This window comes from Amycolatopsis decaplanina DSM 44594 (assembly GCF_000342005.1).
Taxonomy (GTDB): domain Bacteria; phylum Actinomycetota; class Actinomycetes; order Mycobacteriales; family Pseudonocardiaceae; genus Amycolatopsis; species Amycolatopsis decaplanina.
Genome location: NZ_AOHO01000045.1, coordinates 252,992 through 268,272, shown reverse-complemented (window position 1 = coordinate 268,272; position 15,281 = coordinate 252,992). Strand labels below are relative to the sequence as shown.

Below are 15,281 nucleotides of genomic sequence, written 5' to 3'. Positions count from 1 at the left end.
TGGCAGGCCGCAGACAGTTGTCTCAGATCAAGATGACCGTGGAGATGTACGGAAACGTACCGGTCCATTTCCAAGCAGGAAACGGTGAACGCCTTGAACGCTTCAGGACCGGGGCCGAGACATCGTGCCGGAAGCGACCATCCGGGACCGGCGCCGGATCATCAGGACGAGCAGGATGACGAGCAGCAGAACGGCGCCGCCCGCCACGGCCGGTCCGGCCGGGAAGCCGCCCGGATCGCCCGCGCCACTGGAATCCTCCGCCAGTGGGCCGAGGGATGGCACAGGTGCTCCTGTGATGTCCCTCAGTACCGTCAAGTAGCGATCGCCGTACCGGACGCTGGGCTCGATATGGGAATTCTCGCTGAACTCGTTCCAGCTGATCAGGCCGAGAGCGTCCGGAGACGACGCGATCGCGGCCGCGTACTGCCGCCGCAGCGTCTCGCCGTCGCTCCGGCCGACCACCCGGCTACCGCCGATGTGCCGTGCGTCGAACCCCGGTGCGAACGGCGCGATCCACAGGCCGTTGTGCCGATGCACAGCCGCGCCCATGGCCGCGAGCTTGGCCGCCGCACCCGAATCACGGTAGTGATCGACAGAGGACCAGTAGTACGCGTCGCCGTCGACAGCGGAGGCGACGCGCTCGTAGCCCGCGGCACTTTTCTCCGAGCCCAGGACCAGCAGCCTGTCGCGCACCGGTTCGGTGGCGCGCGTGATGCCCTCGAGCGAGAACTTCCAAGTCCCCGACCAGATCACGAGCGGCTTGCCGTACACGGCGAACACCGGGTCGGCCGCGTAACGGTCCTCGAACCACACCAGATCGGCCGCCACCCGATCGACGGGCAGGGGGTTACGGTGAAAGTCCAGCGCCTGGTAGATGATGGAGAGCGTGAAGCTCTCCTGCCGGGCCACGTCGGCCAGCATCGCCAGCCGTCGATCCAGGACGGACGTGGACTTCCAGCTGACGATGAAGCCTGTGATGCCGGCGCTCTTGGCCGCCTGGATGTGCCGGCGCATCACGTCGGGGTCGTCACTGGAATAGCGGCCCAGGTTCGGACGGTCTGTTTTCGCCCGATCCCACGAAGCCTCGGTGTACCAGATGTAGTAGTACGCCAGCACCGGATGTCCGGCCCGCCGGACGGCGGCCGCCGGGTGAATCGGCAGGACCGCGATCAAGACGGCGAGCAGGGCAGCGGAAATCCGCCTCACGTGGCTGTCCTCGGCCGCTTGCCCAGTCGCCGCCTGCCCGCCACGACGAGCACGAGCAGAGTCGTCAAAGCGGCGACGGCCAGTGCCACCATGTCCGCATAGGTCACTACGGGAAGATCCACATACCGGCTACGGGACAACAAGATCTTCTGTGCCTGTGAGTAGCCGGCCCCGGCGACCTTGACCTGATAGGTGCCCCTCGCGAGGTTTTCCACCGCCACGTCACCGTCCTGACCGGCCGTCAGCCGCTCGGTGCGACCGTCCGGATAGGTCAAGTCGAGGCCGCCGGCGAGCGGGTCGCCTGACAACCAGTCGCGGATCCGAAAGCGCGCTGAACGCAGCAGCACGACGAACTCGGCGTCAGCCGTCCGATTGGGGAGCAACCGCTGCTCCCCCGTGTTGACTACGTTCGCGCCGTCGATCACGACACTCTGCACGTAGTACGTCACTTCTTTGCCGACGGCGGAACCGGCTTCGGCCACCGGCCGCACGGCGGTCAGCGTGACCGGCCGGACGCCCTCCACGGTCAGCTGCTGACCGGAGTCGCCGCGGAGGGTCATCGAGGTGATCCGTTCCGGTGCGACGGGTCTGCGTGCCTGGTCGACGAAGCCGTACCGAACGGTCCGGCTGGTCTGGAACGTCGCCTGGATCCGGGTGGCGCGCCCGATCACGAGGTCCAGCTGCGACACGGCGAATCCCTGGCCGACGTCACCGCGCCCGGCCCACCGAACGAAGTCGGCGGAGCCGCCGGGCGTGTCCAGATGCGGCGTGAGCAGTTGCAACCGGTGCTTGTCCCTGCTGCGCCGGACAGTGGCATACGCCGTTCCGTGGGCATCGGTCACCAGCGGCTTGCCGTCCAAGGCGAACTTCGCGGACGGCAGCGGAGGTACCGTGATCACTTTGAGAACGTTCCGGGCCGGCGGTCGCGCCGCCGCGGCCGTCGCCGGGAATCCGGCCAGGATGACGACCGTGAGCATCGTGACGCCGATCCGCCTGATCACCGTCATCGGACATCCTTTTTCCTGCTGTGCCGCCGGTTTCTGAGCCACCGGCCGATGGGGGCGACGCCGAAGCCGCTCAGCAGGGCGAGAACCACGGCGCCGCCATAGGTGAAGTAAACGATCGAGGCGAGGCGGGATGGTGCCGGCACGGCGGCGCGATCGGTATCCACCAGCTCGGGCGGCCTGGGCGGAGAGGTGAAGTCGAACGCACCGGTGATCCCGGCCGAGCGGGCGTCCCGCTCGCCCAGCGGCGCCACGCGCCAGTTGTCCTCGATGAATTTGGGCACCGCGGTGTGATCGAGTTGGGTGTGGTCGACGTGCCCACGCCGGGAGTAGGCACTGACCAGCAGGGCGGGCACCCGGAAGCCGAGACCGCCACTGCCCGCTTTGGGCGGTGGGACGTGGTCGTACCAGCCGCCCCAGCTGTCGTAGCTCCACATGAACGCGGAACTCGGCCAGTAGCGGCTCTTCGCCAGTCCCGCGATCATCCCGCGGACGAAGGCTTGTCCCGTCCGCACGCGACTCGGCGGGTTCTCATTCGACCCCGACGCCACGACGTAGGCCACCGCCGGAAGCGTGCCGTCACGAAGGTCCGCGTAGTACTGGGTCAGGTCGACGATCTTGCCGGACAATGCGGGATCGTCGAGGAATCGGGCGAAGTTCAGCAGCGGGACCCTGGTCGTCTGCCCCGTTCGCGGACCGGTGCCCGGCGTGCGGAAGGTGATCTTCGGGTCGAAGTTCTCGACGTAGAACTTCCACGGCACACCGGCCTGTTCGAGCCGGTCGAAGATCGTCGGGATGTCGCCGTAGCCACCCGGTGGCACCCGTTCGGAGTCGCCGGGCGTGGGCACGCCGGCGATCCAGTGGAAACGATTGCGACGGCTGCCGGTGGTCGCGGAACTGAAGAACCGGTCGAACAGCGTGTACTTCTCGGCGACGTTCCAATAGTAGGGGAGATCGTTCGCGTCGTAGTAGCCCATCGCCGCGGCGCCGTCGAGGCCTCGTTCCCGGTATGCCGAGACGAAGCCGTCCATTTTTCCGTCCGCGTACTGGGCCCGCTGAGTGGCCGGGCCGTGGTCGAGGTGGTCCGGCGACCGATCGCCCAGCCGGAACGGACGGACGCAATCGGCAGTACCGGGCTTGTCCTTGCGCAGCCGCATGCACGTGCCCGCGGGGATGCCGTCCGCGCCGGGATAGGTGCCGAAGTAGTTGTCGAAGGAATGGTTGGACTGCATGAGCGTCACGAAGTGCTTGATCGGCGTGGCCGTGGCGCGCGCCGTCCCGGCGACGGCCGGTCGGGGAACCTGCCCGGCGAGGACGGCGAAGACCGTCAGCACGCACATCAGGCGCAAGGTCATGGCCGGACCTCGTAGACGACGATCACCGGTTTCGGTGTACTACGGCCGCCGGCCGTGGTCACTTCGACGGTTTCCGTGTGCACGGCCACACCGCCGTACTTGTGTACGTAACGCATCAACCGCTCGCCGAAGAACGGCGCCCGGGCGGCCGAGAACGCGTCCCACACCACGTACTGGAGGTCGCCGCCGCGCAGTTCCCTGTCCGGGTTGTCGATAGGTTCATAAGACGGATTGCGGGACAACGGGTTGGGGCTCACCGACAGCGCGAATGCTTTGCGGTGACCGTAAAACCGCACCAGATTCGCCATCGACGGCCCGATCGTCATCAGCCGGCTGCCTTCGGGCAGACTGGCCTTGATCCACCTCCCCGCCTCCCTGCCTCCCGGCACACCGCCGGACCCGGCGAGAAACGTCGTGCCCGGTGCCGGGTTCACGGCCAGCCAAGCAGGTACCACGAGGCTCGCGCCGACGGCGAAGACCGCGGCGGCCCGGACCGATCGGGCCGCCGCGGGACGACTGCCCGACCACCGGGGCACGGTCGCATGGACCCCCGTTCGTGCCGCCAGCACCGCGACGGCGGGCACGATCGGCAACAGGTACTGGTACCCCTTCACCGGCCATAGATGGAAGAACACGAGCGGTACGACGATCCAGCAGACCAACAGCCATTCCCGCCACGTGTTCTGCCCACGCAGCAGCCAGAGGCCGCAGGCGGCGAGCACGATCAAGGCGGGCCCGACCGCCATGGTCACGGTCTCGCCGTAGAACGTGATCTCATGATTCGCGCGCCGGAACAGTTGCCATGCCAGGTAGTTCTGTCCTGTGCCGGTTCGATGGGACAAGCTGAGTGACAGCGGGTATGCGACGACGACCGCGCTCATGATGGTGAGCACGATCAGCAGGTCGCGCAGCCGGATGCGGTACTCCCGGCTGAGCACGAAGAACACGAACAGCGCGAGCACCAGGATGACCGCGCTCTCCTTGGTCAGCACAGTGAGCCCCATGACAGCGGCCGCGGAGTAGAGCCAACGCGGGTCCCGCTCGGAGCAGAACCGCGCGACGCAGTACAGGGTGATCACCGCGAAGAAGGTCTCGGGCCCATCGAGGAGCACCTGGCGGGTGACCACGACGTGGTAGGGCATGACCGCGAGGAACAGCGCCGCCACCAGCCCGGCCTTCCGGCCGTATAGCAGCTTGCCGAGCAAGTACACGGCCACCACCGTGGCCAGTCCGAAAAGGACGGACCAGAGCCGGGCGCCGGTGTCGGTCATGCCGCCGGAGAACCCGAGTGACAGCACGATCTGGAAGAGCAAGGGGTGTGCCCGGAAGACCGGGAACAACCCGGCCAGCACGGGATCTCCGGCCAGTGCGACGGCCTGCCCGGCATAGACGGCCTCGTCGCTGTTGAAGCCGATCTCGCCCAGCGCCCATACCCGCAGGAAGCCTCCGGCCCCCAAGATGAGCGCCATCACCGGCACAATGCCCCGACGCGAGTACGCCCGCGCCAGCCATCGACGCCGCGAACGAGGGGCGATACCAGCCGGTTTGGCCATCACGCAGACCGGCGGGGCGTGAGCCGGCCGCCGGCCGCGCCGGGGACCAGCAGCCTGGGGATCTCGTCCGCCCAGCTGAAGTCGGGCGTGGCCAGCGACCGTGCCTTGATCCCGCGGACCGCGGCCGACAGGATCTCGCGTTCCTTCTCCCTCAACGCCTGATGGTCGTCCTCACCGATCACGATGGACGGTGTGAAGTGGCTGAACGGCGGGAATTGATAGGCGTCCTCGGTGTTGGCCAGCAATGTGCTCATCACCTCCTCCGGCGACAGGTCGGCGACGGCGTGCGGTCCCCGCTCGATCACGAACAGGTCGGTGAGCCTGGTCTCCGAACTGATCTCGCACGGCATCAGCCGGTCCACCGCGTACTTCGGTGGCGGCACGATTCGCTGGGTGAGCGCGTTGATGCTCATGATCGGTAAGTTGAGGTGGCTGAGGGACAGCCCGAGCCGGCGGCCTTGCCGGGAGTGCACCAGGCTCTGCAGCCACAGCCGCCGCCACTCCAGGCGGGTCAGGTCGTCGGAATGCGCCGCCCGCAGCGTGTGGTTGCTGATCGTCAAAGGCTTGGGGAAGCAACCTGCCCGGCCATCGCCGTGCACCACGATCATGTCGTCGGACAGGAACTTCGCGCCGTGCTCCCGGACCAGCCGGAGCACGGTCCCGGTCTTGCCGGTGTCGGTACGGGCGGAGAACAGCACGCCGAGACCGTCGAGTTCCAGGCATGCCGAGTGCAGGAGCATCACGCCGCGCGATACCGCGACGAATCGCAGCAGCGCCTCGAGGATGTTCGTGTAGACCACGTGGGGCGACCGGCCGAGACTCGGGGAGACGACCACCTTGATCGGGCCACCGAAGCAGACCTGGAAGTTGGCCCCGAACCGGGCGAGATGCTCGGAGTATTCGACCGCGGGCGGCCCGGCGAACTGGGTGACGACCGCGCGCGGCAGCGGCCGACGGCTACCGACCGTGCCGACCCGGATCTGGATCTCGGTGTCATTGCCGAGCCACTGCGCACGGAAGTAGTCGAGTTCCGGCAGCCGAACCTGCGAGCCGATCGTCGCGACCTCCGGGATGCGGTACCGATACGGCAGATACCGGGCCGGGCGGGACGAGCGCTTCGGCGTGATGCCCGCGGGGCTCCCGGCAGGACCGGGGTCGACGACGAGCCGGACGGGATCACCCGCGGACCTGGTCGACGGCGGTTCATCGCGTCCATAGATCGCCGTATCGGTCACCACGAACCGCACCAGGAACAACAGGCCGAGGGCGAACGCGTTGGCCGAGAGCACACCCAGTCCGATTCCCTCCACCAGCAGGGTCAGCATCGGCAACCGCAGCACCAGCAACGCGTGGTTGAGCAGGAAGGACCGAACGGCGCGGGAGGCCACCGAACCCGATTTCGCCCCCCGGTAGACAAGCGTTTCGGTGAGTACGATCAACCACGCCGTGGACGCCTCGGTGGCCAGCGTGGCGGCCAGCAGATAGTGCAGGTTCGCCAGGTGGTGGTGCAACAACCACAGCACGGCCGTGTTGACCGCCAGCCCGGACAGCCCGACCAGCCCGAACGCACCGGCCCGCACCAGCCGATGCTTCGGCAGCAAGGCCCGCGATCGGACCAGATGCCGCACGAGCGTCACGCCCGCACGCGGTGAAGCCGTGTGGCGCCCGGCTTGCGTCCCGAACGGGACTTCGGCCAGCCGCAGACCCGGGTGCCGGACCAGGATTTCCGTCAAGCTCTCGAACCCCTCGGGCCCCGACCGGTCGAGGTCCAGCGCGGCGCGGCGGACAGCGAAGAACCCGCTCAGCGGGTCGCTGGGCCGGCCGAGCCGGCGCGGGAACAGGACCTTGACCGCCGCGGTGGACAGCAAGCACGGCCAGCGCCGTGAGACGACGGCCGCCCCGGCGAACCTGCTGGCGATCACCACGTCCACGTCCCGTGCTCGGCCGATCTCGGCCAGCCGTGGTGCGAGTGCCGGCGGGTGCCGGAGATCGCCGTCCATCACCACGACCCACGCGCCACGCGCCTGAACCAGGCCGGCGAACACCACGCCACCGCGCCGTTCTCCGGGCGCGCGGTGGATCAGCCGGATCGGGACGCTGGATCGCGCGACGAGGGAACGCGCGGCATTCCCCGCGCCGTCGTCGCCGTCATCGACGAAGAGGATTTCCATTGACGGCCCCGAATGCTCCAGTGAAAGCCGCCGCACGATAATGGCGAAATCATCGGCCTCGATGGCGGGCGGAATGATGACACTGATCTCGGGCGACGGCTTGATGTCGATCGGGGTGGGGATCGGGTCGAGCTCACTCTCCTCTTTCGTATTCTCCTGCACTGCTTCCCTTCCCGTGCCTCGCGAACCGACAACCAGGCAGACGAGAAACAGGCGGATCATGACAACCACGAGCGCGGCCGCTGACAGCGGACTCTGGCTTGAGGCTGGTTCTCCTACGACTCTTCTTCGAAAGACTACGGAAATCGTCTCGCTTTCCCAGTTTTGACTTGACCTGAGTATGCGATCCATGACCCGGAAAGAATAGGTGACCATACGCCCGGCCCCGCCCCTTGGAGACGCCGATACCGCGACGTCCAGGGTGTCGGTCAGGCGCGGGCCGGCTCGTGGTGGATCTCACCGGCGGGGCGGTGGCCGCAGTGCCTCGGTGACAGCACGGGCGACGCGGTGGGTGAGGTCGGGATCGGCCAGATCGGGCAAGACCCGGTCGACCGGAGTCAGCCCGGCCAAGGCTTGGGCGCAGGCGCGGTGCGCGTCGAGGTGCTCGAACAGGTCACCGGCCTGCCCGGCGATCGGACCTTCGCGCACCGCGCGCAGCAGGCCGGGCAACGCCAGCAAATGCCCCACCGGATCCCCCGCCGTGAGCACCACCTGAGTCGCGTCGGCCTCGAAGGCCGGTCGCGGTGCCATGGCGACATCGAGGAGGTCCACGACCACACTCGCGTCCCGGGAGATGACGGACAGCGGAAACCCCACGGCATCGCCCTCACGCCACGAAGCGATGTCACCCACCCCGCACGCCATGAGCAGAGGAACGAGCAACGGCACCGTCCCGGCCCCGGCCACTACGACCCGGGCCTTGTGCGGCGCGACCTCGGCCCGCCGCAAAGTCACCAGTACAGCCGCGGCGAGGCCGATGGCGAGCGTGTCGTACTCGGTGATCACCGGAATCCGCCCGCCCCGGGCGAGGTCTCGCTGCACGGCGCGGGCCCGGACCGGCTCAGTGCGAGCCAGGAAGATCGCGGTCACCGCGGAGGGCAGCGCTCGCAACGCGGACGCCAACTCGGCGGCGTCCCGCGCGGTCACCGCGACCCGGAACGGATCCAGCGCGGTGTGATCGCGCAGCAGCCGCACATCCGTCTCGAGCGCCGCCAGCACCGCACCCGGATCGCTCGCGGCGGTACCCGGCAGGGCACTGCCATCCCCCACGATCGCCAGCCCCGCCACCTGCCTCGTATCGCCGATCGTCATCGCCCCAGCGCCGCCCGATCCTCGGCCAGCGCCGCCAGCACCGCTGGCGACACCAGCACGCCGGTGTCGATGTCGTGCTGCGCGGCCAGGTCGAGCAGCTCCGCGAGACGTACACGGTGCAGGTACGCCTCATAGGGGTGCCCGGCCTCCGTCGCGGTGATCGTGGCGTCCTGCGCTTCCCCGATCCCCCGCCGTAGCTCGCTCGCGAACTGACCACTCACTGGCAACTCTCCCCTGCTCCGGCCCAGTTCAAGACTTAGGAATCTACCATGTTGGCAGTTGCATAATTATGCAACTCTTTAGCCGACGAGTGGGCTTGTACGCCATGCCACGGGGTGCGCCCCTCGACCTGGTCGAGGTCAGAGGTCGTTGCCGGCGCAGGAGAGGTTGAAGCTCTTGTTCGTGAGCGGGAAGTCCGGGACGAAAGTGCCCTGCGCCAGCAGGCCGTGCCGGGCGCAGGGCGGCTTCGCTACCCCTCGGCCGTGCGAGGAGTCACCGGAGCTCGCAGGTCGTCGAGAAGCTCCATCTGATCCGCGATCACCCCGGTGAGGATCTTGCGCGCCACCGCCAGCAACTCCGCCACATGCGGGCTGGGCAGCGAATAGATCACGTTCGCCCCGTCCTTGCGGGTCGTCACCAACCCCGCCCGCCGCAACACCGCGAGCTGCTGCGAGAGGTTCGCCGGCTCGATCCCGACCTCCGGCAGCATCTCGGCCACCGCGTGCTCCCGGTCGGCCAGCAGCTCCAGCACCCGGATCCGCGCCGGGTGCCCCAACGTCTTGAAGAACTCCGCCTTCAACTGATATAGGGGCCTGCTCACCGACACTCCCTTCGCGGCGCTTCCTTCCAGGCGCACCGCCTCCGGGCGCACTGTTCAACAGTTGCTGACCTTAGCAACTTCGAAAGGCAATGGCATGTGCGATCAGCGAGTAGCCGACGTCTGCGCGACCACCGTGCTCACCCACCACGACGCGCTCCGCGTCTTCCTCCGCGCCGACAACGCCATCCTGACCGTCGCCCAAGACCGCGTTCCCGACGACGTCACCGCGCACGGACTCCGATCCATGTCCCGATGATCACGAGGGACGTTCGACTCTAGGCCTTCCCCATGGCGTCGATGAGAATCGACCAACCGTATGCAAAATTTCGCAAGTGGGCAAGTGCTGAAGGGGTAGCGTGTGGCGAACCTGGACATCGCGATCCACACGTCCGGGAACGTGCTCGACGGAGCCTGCGACCATGTCCACCGCACCATCTCCAGGTCCGCCCGCCGACCGGGCGGGGAGGCCGCCGGACGACCGGAAACCACTGCCGGCCGTGGAAGTGGCCTCTACCTCCGCCAAGACGGCGTGATCATCATCCGCAGCCACACCGGCGCCGCTCTCATGTCCACAGTGGACCAAGTGGTCGCCTACGAAGCCGACCACCTCGAACCCGGCCACCACACCGTCAGCTGGAGTGTCATCGTCACCGGCATCATGCGCCGGATCATCGATCCCGTCGCCGTCACGCGTTACGAACACCTGCTCAAACCATGGGTGCCCCGCAGCATGGACCAGATGCTGCGGATCGAACCCACCTTCATCACCGCTGCAGGCCTCGTGAGTGGTAAGGACGGTTCTAACCGTCCTTACCACTCACGAGGCCCACCAGCTCGCCGTTTCCAGCATCTACGAATGCCGGTGCCCGCCTCACCCACGTAAACCTGGATGACTTTCTTTCGGCCTGGCCAGTAGTCTCCTGTGGACGGTGGAACAGGGGGAGTGATCGTGTCCAGCCACTTCGAGGCGATCGGGATCGGCGTCACCAGCGAGGACGAGTTCGGGGAGAGGGTGGTCTCCCTGATCAGCGCGGGCACAGCCCGGCAGATCGCCAAGAAGATCAGCGAACATGTTTGGACCGATCCCTCTGGCGCCCGGCTGGTCGCGCAGGTCCGCAACGGCGAGATCGAGTTCCTCCTGCCGTGCCTGGCCGGCACGACGCCCGCAGTGCCGGTGCGCGACGTTCGCCTCGTCGATGACGAGACCGCGATGCTAGAGCTCCTCGACGGCGTCGATGGGGAGTTGGTCTGTCCCATCGCGGTGGAACTCGAAGACCGAGCGGTCCTCGCCCACTCCGGCGGGCGGCTCGAGATCGGCTCCCTGGTGCTGGCGGCTCTGGCCGAAGACGTCACGGTGCACGCCGACGCCGAGGCCTACTCGGCCTCACAGGACGATGACGGACCGAAATTCGCCGCCGACCACTTCATCCCGTCCGGAACTTTTTCGCTCACGGAACGCTCGCCCGACCGGACGCCCTCCGCCCACGCCCTGTTCGCCGGGGAGGTCATCGAGGTCGAGACTCCCGTGAACACCGTTACCGGCACGGCATTCCATCGGATCCGAGTCCGCACCATCGCCGCGATCGAACTCGACGTCGCCATCGCGACCACCGACGTCGAACAACCACCCGCGCGCGGCAACATCGTGACCGGGACCTTCTTCCTGACCGGAAGATTGGGACTACAGCCAACCGACCCCGCAGAAAACTCATCGAAGCGGCGCCGCTGGTTCCGACGATAGCCGCACCACAGGCAGATCCGAAGACGTCCGCGTCCCAGCCGGCTGGGGTGACAGGAACCGCGCGATCGCCTGTGGGCTCAGTGATCTCCTGGGGTGATCAACCCCGTCTCGAAGGCGATCGCGACGAGTTGCGGTGTTCGACTGGCCCGCCCCGACCTTGGCGAGGACCTCACGTTCCCGGGCGGTGAGCGTGTCGAGCGGTTCGGCCGAGCCCGGACTCGGGCTTGCCCTGACCGAAATCGAGCAGGGACGGTCAACGCGGGGCGAGCGCCAGTTCCAGAAGCCGGGACGCCGAAATCACGCCGAGGAGCGTCTTGTCCCGCATGACCGCGACCAGAGGACAGCGAAGTCTCGCCATCATGGCGGCGACTTCGATGATCGTGTCATCGGAATTCACCCGCGGCAGCTCGGCGGGCTCATCGGGAAGCAGCGAGCGCACCTTGCGGCCGCCCAATTTGTCGACGACACGATCGGCCATCGACTCGTTCAGGACCCCGGCGAGCGACGGGTCGTCCTGAACATAGGTCGGGACGAGAAGGCGGACCACCTCCGACGCGGGCAAGACCGACTGCGGGCATCCGTCCCGGTCGGTCACCACGATGCCGGGCAAGCGGTGTTCCGCGAGGAGCCGCGCCGCATCGAGCGCGTCGGAATCCATGTCCACGACCGGGAATTCCTCGGCCATCTCTGCGGCGTGCATGGTTTCAGACTAGGACGTCCGCGCCAGGCCCGCCGGATTCATCCGTCGTTACTGTCCGATTCTTTACGCCCGTTCGCGAACCCGGCACGTCCCGCCGATTCGCTCCGCTCCTGCCTCAAGTGCACGAGGCGGAGGACGGCCATGATGCCCACGAGCACGGCGATCAGCGCGTGCGGACCGAGTAGTCCGGACATCGGCTTCCCCATCCGACGGCTCTGCGTGACCTCCGACACACCGCAGGGTACAGGAGGCGCCGCGGCCGGGCGCCAAGTTGCCTCTCGCCCTTGTTTACGGCATGTTGACGCGTGGAGCGCCGGGAAGTCTGGTCGGCACAACCCGTCCCGTCTGGGCCGGGTCGGTCGGCATGGACGGGATTCGTGAGTACGCAAGTGGTCTGGCAGCGTTTTGAGCGGGCATCCACCTCCGGTTCTCTCCGACAGGACATGGCATGAGCGCCGTCGTCGCGGTCGCCGTGTTCGTGGTGGCGTATCTGTTCATCGCCACCGAGAAGGTCCCCAAGATGGCCACCGCCCTCGCCGGCGCGGGCATCGTGCTGGCCGTCGGCGTCGTCGGCTCCGAAGACGCGTTCTATTCCCACGAAACCGGCGTGGACTGGGACGTCGTCTTCCTGCTCCTCGGAATGATGATCATCGTCGGAGTCCTGCGGAAGACCGGTGTCTTCGAGTTCACCGCGATCTGGGCCGCCAAACGCGCCAAGGGCTCACCCCTGCGGATCATGATCCTGCTGGTCCTCATCACCGCGATCGCGTCGGCCTTCCTGGACAACGTCACCACAGTGCTCCTCATGGCCCCGGTGACCCTGCTCGTCTGCGACCGGCTCGACATCAAACCGGTCCCGTTCCTGATCGCCGAGGTCATGGCCTCGAACATCGGCGGCGCCGCGACCCTGATCGGCGATCCGCCCAACATCATCATCGGCAGCCGCGCCGGCCTGACGTTCAACGACTTCCTCGTCAACATGGCCCCGATCGTGGCGATCGAACTCGCCGTCTTCTGCCTTGTCCTGCCAAGGCTGTTCCGCGGTTCCTTCACCGTCGACCCGGACCGCGTCGCCGACGTGATGGCCCTCAACGAACGCGAAGCCATCCACGACAAACGACTCCTCATCAAGTGCGGCGTCGTACTGCTGGGCGTCTTCACCGCGTTCATCGGGCACTCGATCTTCCACATCGAACCTTCCGTCGTCGCCCTGCTCGGCGCCGGCGTCCTCGTGCTGCTGGCTCAAGCCAAACCGAAGGACTACCTGGCCAGCGTCGAGTGGGAAACCCTGCTGTTCTTCGCCGGCCTGTTCATCATGATCGGCGCCCTGGTCAAAACCGGCGTCATCGGCGATCTCGCGAAACTCGCCGCCGACGCCACCGGAGGCAACGCCCTCCTCGCCGTCATGCTCATCCTCGGAGTGTCAGCACTCCTGTCCGGCGTCGTCGACAACATCCCCTACGTCGCCACCATGAGCCCACTCGTCCTCGGACTCACCAACGACATCGCCGACCCCACCCACTCCGAAGCCCTCTGGTGGTCCCTCGCCCTCGGCGCCGACTTCGGCGGCAACGCCACCGCCATCGGCGCCAGCGCGAACGTCGTCGTCCTCGGCATCGCCGCCCGCGCCGGAAGCCCCATCTCCTTCTGGGAATTCACCAAGAAGGGCATCATCGTCACCCTGATCACCGTTCTCGTCGCCGCGCCCTACCTCTGGCTCCGCTACTTCGTCTTCGCATGAGGCCGACCAGCAGAGGGGACACGCTTCCGGCCGGGCCGCAATCGTCAGACAGTTGTCAGGTTCACCCGTGCGCTGAGCCGGAAGAATAGCCGGAGAACCGAGGCACAACAGGAGAGCGATGAGCGTAGAGACCCCGAAGGCGCAGGACGTCGTCGATGACGTGACCGGCCGACTGGCCAGCGAGTTCTCGACGAAGCTGTCGCCCGCGGCGGTGGGCGTCATCGTCCGAGCCACCCATCGTGAGCTCCAGGAGCAGATCGTGCCCGAGGCCATCGGCGAAATGCTGCACCGCCTCGCACGCCACCGCATAGCGCGCGTCGTGCGGGTTCTGTGATGCGCTACGAACAGCACTGCCCGATCGCGCTGGCGGCCGAGGTGGTCGGCGAACCCTGGACTCTGTTGATCATCCGCGAGCTGCTGAACGGCAGCACCGCGATCACCGACATCGCGGCCGGAGTGCCGGCTATGTCGACCGGCCTGCTGACGAAGCGGCTCCGCAAACTCGAGGCGACAGGCCTTGTGGTGCTCCGTCCGCGTCAGGCCGAGTTGACCGAAGCGGGCCGTGAGCTGGCCGAGGTCATCGAACCGCTCGGCCGGTGGGGCGCACGGCGGCTGCCGCCACCACGACACGGCGATCTCGACCCTGCCCTGCTCCTCCGTGACATCTCCCGGGGAATCGACCGCTCCGCCCTCCCCTCGGAGGCCGTGTCGATCCACTTCCGATTCACCGAATCACCCGGACCGCGCTGGTGGTGGCTGGTGCTTTCCCGAGCTGTCGCCGCGCCGACCGTTCACGATCCGAGGCTTCCCCAAGCGATGCGGATCGACTGCACACTCGGCGCCCTCAGCCGTGTCTGGCTCGGGCATGACGAATGGCTGGATGCCCTGCGGGACAAAGCGATCATCATCACCGGACCACGGACCGCCGTACACCAAGCCATCACCTGGCTCGGCACCAGCCGCTTCGCCGACGGCACCACTACCGGAGCCGACGCGCCGATAATGTCCTCATAGGACGGTTCGCATCACGCCGTTTCGGTCACTCAGCGCCGCGAACACGTCGCCGCGACGCCGCAAAGGCCCAGTGGATCTCGATCTCCCGTGCCGTCAGGCCTGTCGCGTCGATACGGTGTTGTCGAGACCGTTGTCACGACGGAAGGTCGCCGCTTTCCACGAGCGAATCCACCGCACGCCTGTCCGCCTCGCGTGCAGCGATCTCATGCCTTCGGGCGGCCGCTTCGTCGCCCGCCGTTCGAGCCGAAAACGCTGCCGCGCGTTCATGATGTGCCTCGGCGCGGCGGATCGCCGTGAAAGAGCGGTCGATCAAGAGCCTCCATTGTGGAGACTCGCGGGGATGGACTTTCGCTCCGGCGCGGGCTTCGGCGGCGTTGGCGAGTTCGTGATAGGCGAATCCGTGGTGTGCGGCCACTTCGCCGAGCAAGTGTTGCGCCTTCGCGCGGTGGAACGCGTCCGGCTCATCTCCTGCCTCGATTTCCGCGGCCAAGGTTCGATGTCCGTCCGCGATGGCCCACGCCCGATCCGCGTCATCGCGCAGCCGTCGCACCCTCGGATGGGTTTCCGTTCCGGGGTCGGCTTCGGCTCGCGTTGTGAAAACGTCGGCGGTCATGGGCTTGGTCCTCCCGTGTTTCGGTGAGCGTGATTCCACCCTGACATGAACC

Annotated in this window: 17 protein-coding genes; 6 read left to right on the top strand and 11 right to left on the bottom strand. The window is 67.3% G+C overall.

The features are described 5' to 3' along the window. Window positions 1-102: 102 nt before the first annotated feature. The 8 genes from H074_RS10965 to H074_RS10930 form a co-directional block, all read right to left on the bottom strand. The gene (locus tag H074_RS10965; RefSeq protein WP_007030093.1) at window positions 103-1,206 is read right to left on the bottom strand and encodes an endo-1,3-alpha-glucanase family glycosylhydrolase; all 1,104 of its coding nucleotides are present in this window, start codon (window positions 1,204-1,206) and stop codon (window positions 103-105) included. Beyond that, window positions 1,203-2,213, bottom strand: a complete 1,011-nt coding sequence (locus H074_RS10960; protein ID WP_007030092.1) for a hypothetical protein — start codon at window positions 2,211-2,213, stop codon at window positions 1,203-1,205. The genes H074_RS10965 and H074_RS10960 overlap by 4 nt, the downstream gene beginning before the upstream one ends. After that, window positions 2,210-3,565, bottom strand: a complete 1,356-nt coding sequence (locus H074_RS10955) for an alkaline phosphatase family protein (protein WP_007030091.1) — start codon at window positions 3,563-3,565, stop codon at window positions 2,210-2,212. Before H074_RS10955 ends, H074_RS10960 begins: the two co-directional genes overlap by 4 nt. Then, on the bottom strand, window positions 3,562-5,034 hold the full coding sequence (locus H074_RS10950) for an ArnT family glycosyltransferase (RefSeq protein ID WP_007030090.1): 1,473 nt from the start codon (window positions 5,032-5,034) through the stop codon (window positions 3,562-3,564). The genes H074_RS10955 and H074_RS10950 overlap by 4 nt, the downstream gene beginning before the upstream one ends. A gap of 83 nt (window positions 5,035-5,117) precedes the next feature. After that, window positions 5,118-7,451: a glycosyltransferase gene (locus H074_RS38745; protein ID WP_007030089.1), complete on the bottom strand. Its 2,334-nt coding sequence runs from the start codon at window positions 7,449-7,451 to the stop codon at window positions 5,118-5,120. A 294-nt stretch (window positions 7,452-7,745) separates the two neighbouring features. Beyond that, window positions 7,746-8,600, bottom strand: coding sequence for a hypothetical protein (locus H074_RS10940; protein ID WP_007030088.1), 855 nt, complete (start codon window positions 8,598-8,600; stop codon window positions 7,746-7,748). After that, entirely contained in the window at window positions 8,597-8,821 is a 225-nt protein-coding gene (locus H074_RS10935; RefSeq protein ID WP_007030087.1) for a hypothetical protein, read from the bottom strand. The genes H074_RS10940 and H074_RS10935 overlap by 4 nt, the downstream gene beginning before the upstream one ends. Before the next feature lie 248 nt (window positions 8,822-9,069). After that, window positions 9,070-9,420, bottom strand: coding sequence for an ArsR/SmtB family transcription factor (locus H074_RS10930; RefSeq protein ID WP_039922160.1), 351 nt, complete (start codon window positions 9,418-9,420; stop codon window positions 9,070-9,072). 94 nt (window positions 9,421-9,514) lie between these two features. On the opposite strand from H074_RS10930, the gene H074_RS40720 reads away from it, so the two are divergent. From H074_RS40720 to H074_RS10920, 3 genes are all read left to right on the top strand, one after another. Next, window positions 9,515-9,676: a hypothetical protein gene (locus H074_RS40720; protein ID WP_161630675.1), complete on the top strand. Its 162-nt coding sequence runs from the start codon at window positions 9,515-9,517 to the stop codon at window positions 9,674-9,676. Window positions 9,677-9,778: 102 nt separating this feature from the next. Further along, on the top strand, window positions 9,779-10,303 hold the full coding sequence (locus tag H074_RS38740) for a pyridoxamine 5'-phosphate oxidase family protein (RefSeq protein ID WP_007030085.1): 525 nt from the start codon (window positions 9,779-9,781) through the stop codon (window positions 10,301-10,303). A gap of 129 nt (window positions 10,304-10,432) precedes the next feature. Continuing rightward, on the top strand, window positions 10,433-11,161 hold the full coding sequence (locus H074_RS10920) for a hypothetical protein (RefSeq protein WP_235096728.1): 729 nt from the start codon (window positions 10,433-10,435) through the stop codon (window positions 11,159-11,161). A 253-nt stretch (window positions 11,162-11,414) separates the two neighbouring features. Here H074_RS10920 and H074_RS10915 read toward each other — a convergent pair whose 3' ends face one another. Both H074_RS10915 and H074_RS40715 read right to left on the bottom strand, forming a co-directional pair. After that, window positions 11,415-11,861: a CBS domain-containing protein gene (locus H074_RS10915; protein WP_007030083.1), complete on the bottom strand. Its 447-nt coding sequence runs from the start codon at window positions 11,859-11,861 to the stop codon at window positions 11,415-11,417. Between the two features lie 38 nt (window positions 11,862-11,899). Further along, window positions 11,900-12,055 (bottom strand): hypothetical protein, encoded by a 156-nt coding sequence (locus H074_RS40715; protein WP_161630674.1) that lies wholly within the window; start codon window positions 12,053-12,055, stop codon window positions 11,900-11,902. A 254-nt stretch (window positions 12,056-12,309) separates the two neighbouring features. On the opposite strand from H074_RS40715, the gene H074_RS10910 reads away from it, so the two are divergent. From H074_RS10910 to H074_RS38735, 3 genes are all read left to right on the top strand, one after another. Continuing rightward, window positions 12,310-13,602: an ArsB/NhaD family transporter gene (locus tag H074_RS10910; RefSeq protein ID WP_039922060.1), complete on the top strand. Its 1,293-nt coding sequence runs from the start codon at window positions 12,310-12,312 to the stop codon at window positions 13,600-13,602. A gap of 118 nt (window positions 13,603-13,720) precedes the next feature. Next, window positions 13,721-13,936, top strand: a complete 216-nt coding sequence (locus tag H074_RS10905; protein WP_007030081.1) for a hypothetical protein — start codon at window positions 13,721-13,723, stop codon at window positions 13,934-13,936. Continuing rightward, window positions 13,936-14,616, top strand: a complete 681-nt coding sequence (locus H074_RS38735; protein WP_007030080.1) for a winged helix-turn-helix transcriptional regulator — start codon at window positions 13,936-13,938, stop codon at window positions 14,614-14,616. Before H074_RS10905 ends, H074_RS38735 begins: the two co-directional genes overlap by 1 nt. Window positions 14,617-14,749: 133 nt before the next feature. On the opposite strand, the gene H074_RS10895 is transcribed toward H074_RS38735, so the two are convergent. Beyond that, complete coding sequence (locus H074_RS10895) at window positions 14,750-15,166, bottom strand: hypothetical protein (RefSeq protein WP_235096727.1); 417 nt, start codon at window positions 15,164-15,166, stop codon at window positions 14,750-14,752. Between the last annotated feature and the right edge of the window lie 115 nt (window positions 15,167-15,281).

Coding starts and splice junctions, on each gene's coding strand:
- H074_RS10960 (WP_007030092.1), bottom strand. CDS start 2,213: ATGACGGTGATCAGGCGGATCGGCGTCACGATGCTCACGGTCGTCATC.
- H074_RS10955 (WP_007030091.1), bottom strand. CDS start 3,565: ATGACCTTGCGCCTGATGTGCGTGCTGACGGTCTTCGCCGTCCTCGCC.
- H074_RS10950 (WP_007030090.1), bottom strand. CDS start 5,034: ATGGCGCTCATCTTGGGGGCCGGAGGCTTCCTGCGGGTATGGGCGCTG.
- H074_RS10940 (WP_007030088.1), bottom strand. CDS start 8,600: ATGACGATCGGCGATACGAGGCAGGTGGCGGGGCTGGCGATCGTGGGG.
- H074_RS40720 (WP_161630675.1), top strand. CDS start 9,515: ATGTGCGATCAGCGAGTAGCCGACGTCTGCGCGACCACCGTGCTCACC.
- H074_RS10915 (WP_007030083.1), bottom strand. CDS start 11,861: ATGCACGCCGCAGAGATGGCCGAGGAATTCCCGGTCGTGGACATGGAT.
- H074_RS40715 (WP_161630674.1), bottom strand. CDS start 12,055: ATGTCCGGACTACTCGGTCCGCACGCGCTGATCGCCGTGCTCGTGGGC.
- H074_RS10910 (WP_039922060.1), top strand. CDS start 12,310: ATGAGCGCCGTCGTCGCGGTCGCCGTGTTCGTGGTGGCGTATCTGTTC.
- H074_RS10905 (WP_007030081.1), top strand. CDS start 13,721: ATGAGCGTAGAGACCCCGAAGGCGCAGGACGTCGTCGATGACGTGACC.
- H074_RS38735 (WP_007030080.1), top strand. CDS start 13,936: ATGCGCTACGAACAGCACTGCCCGATCGCGCTGGCGGCCGAGGTGGTC.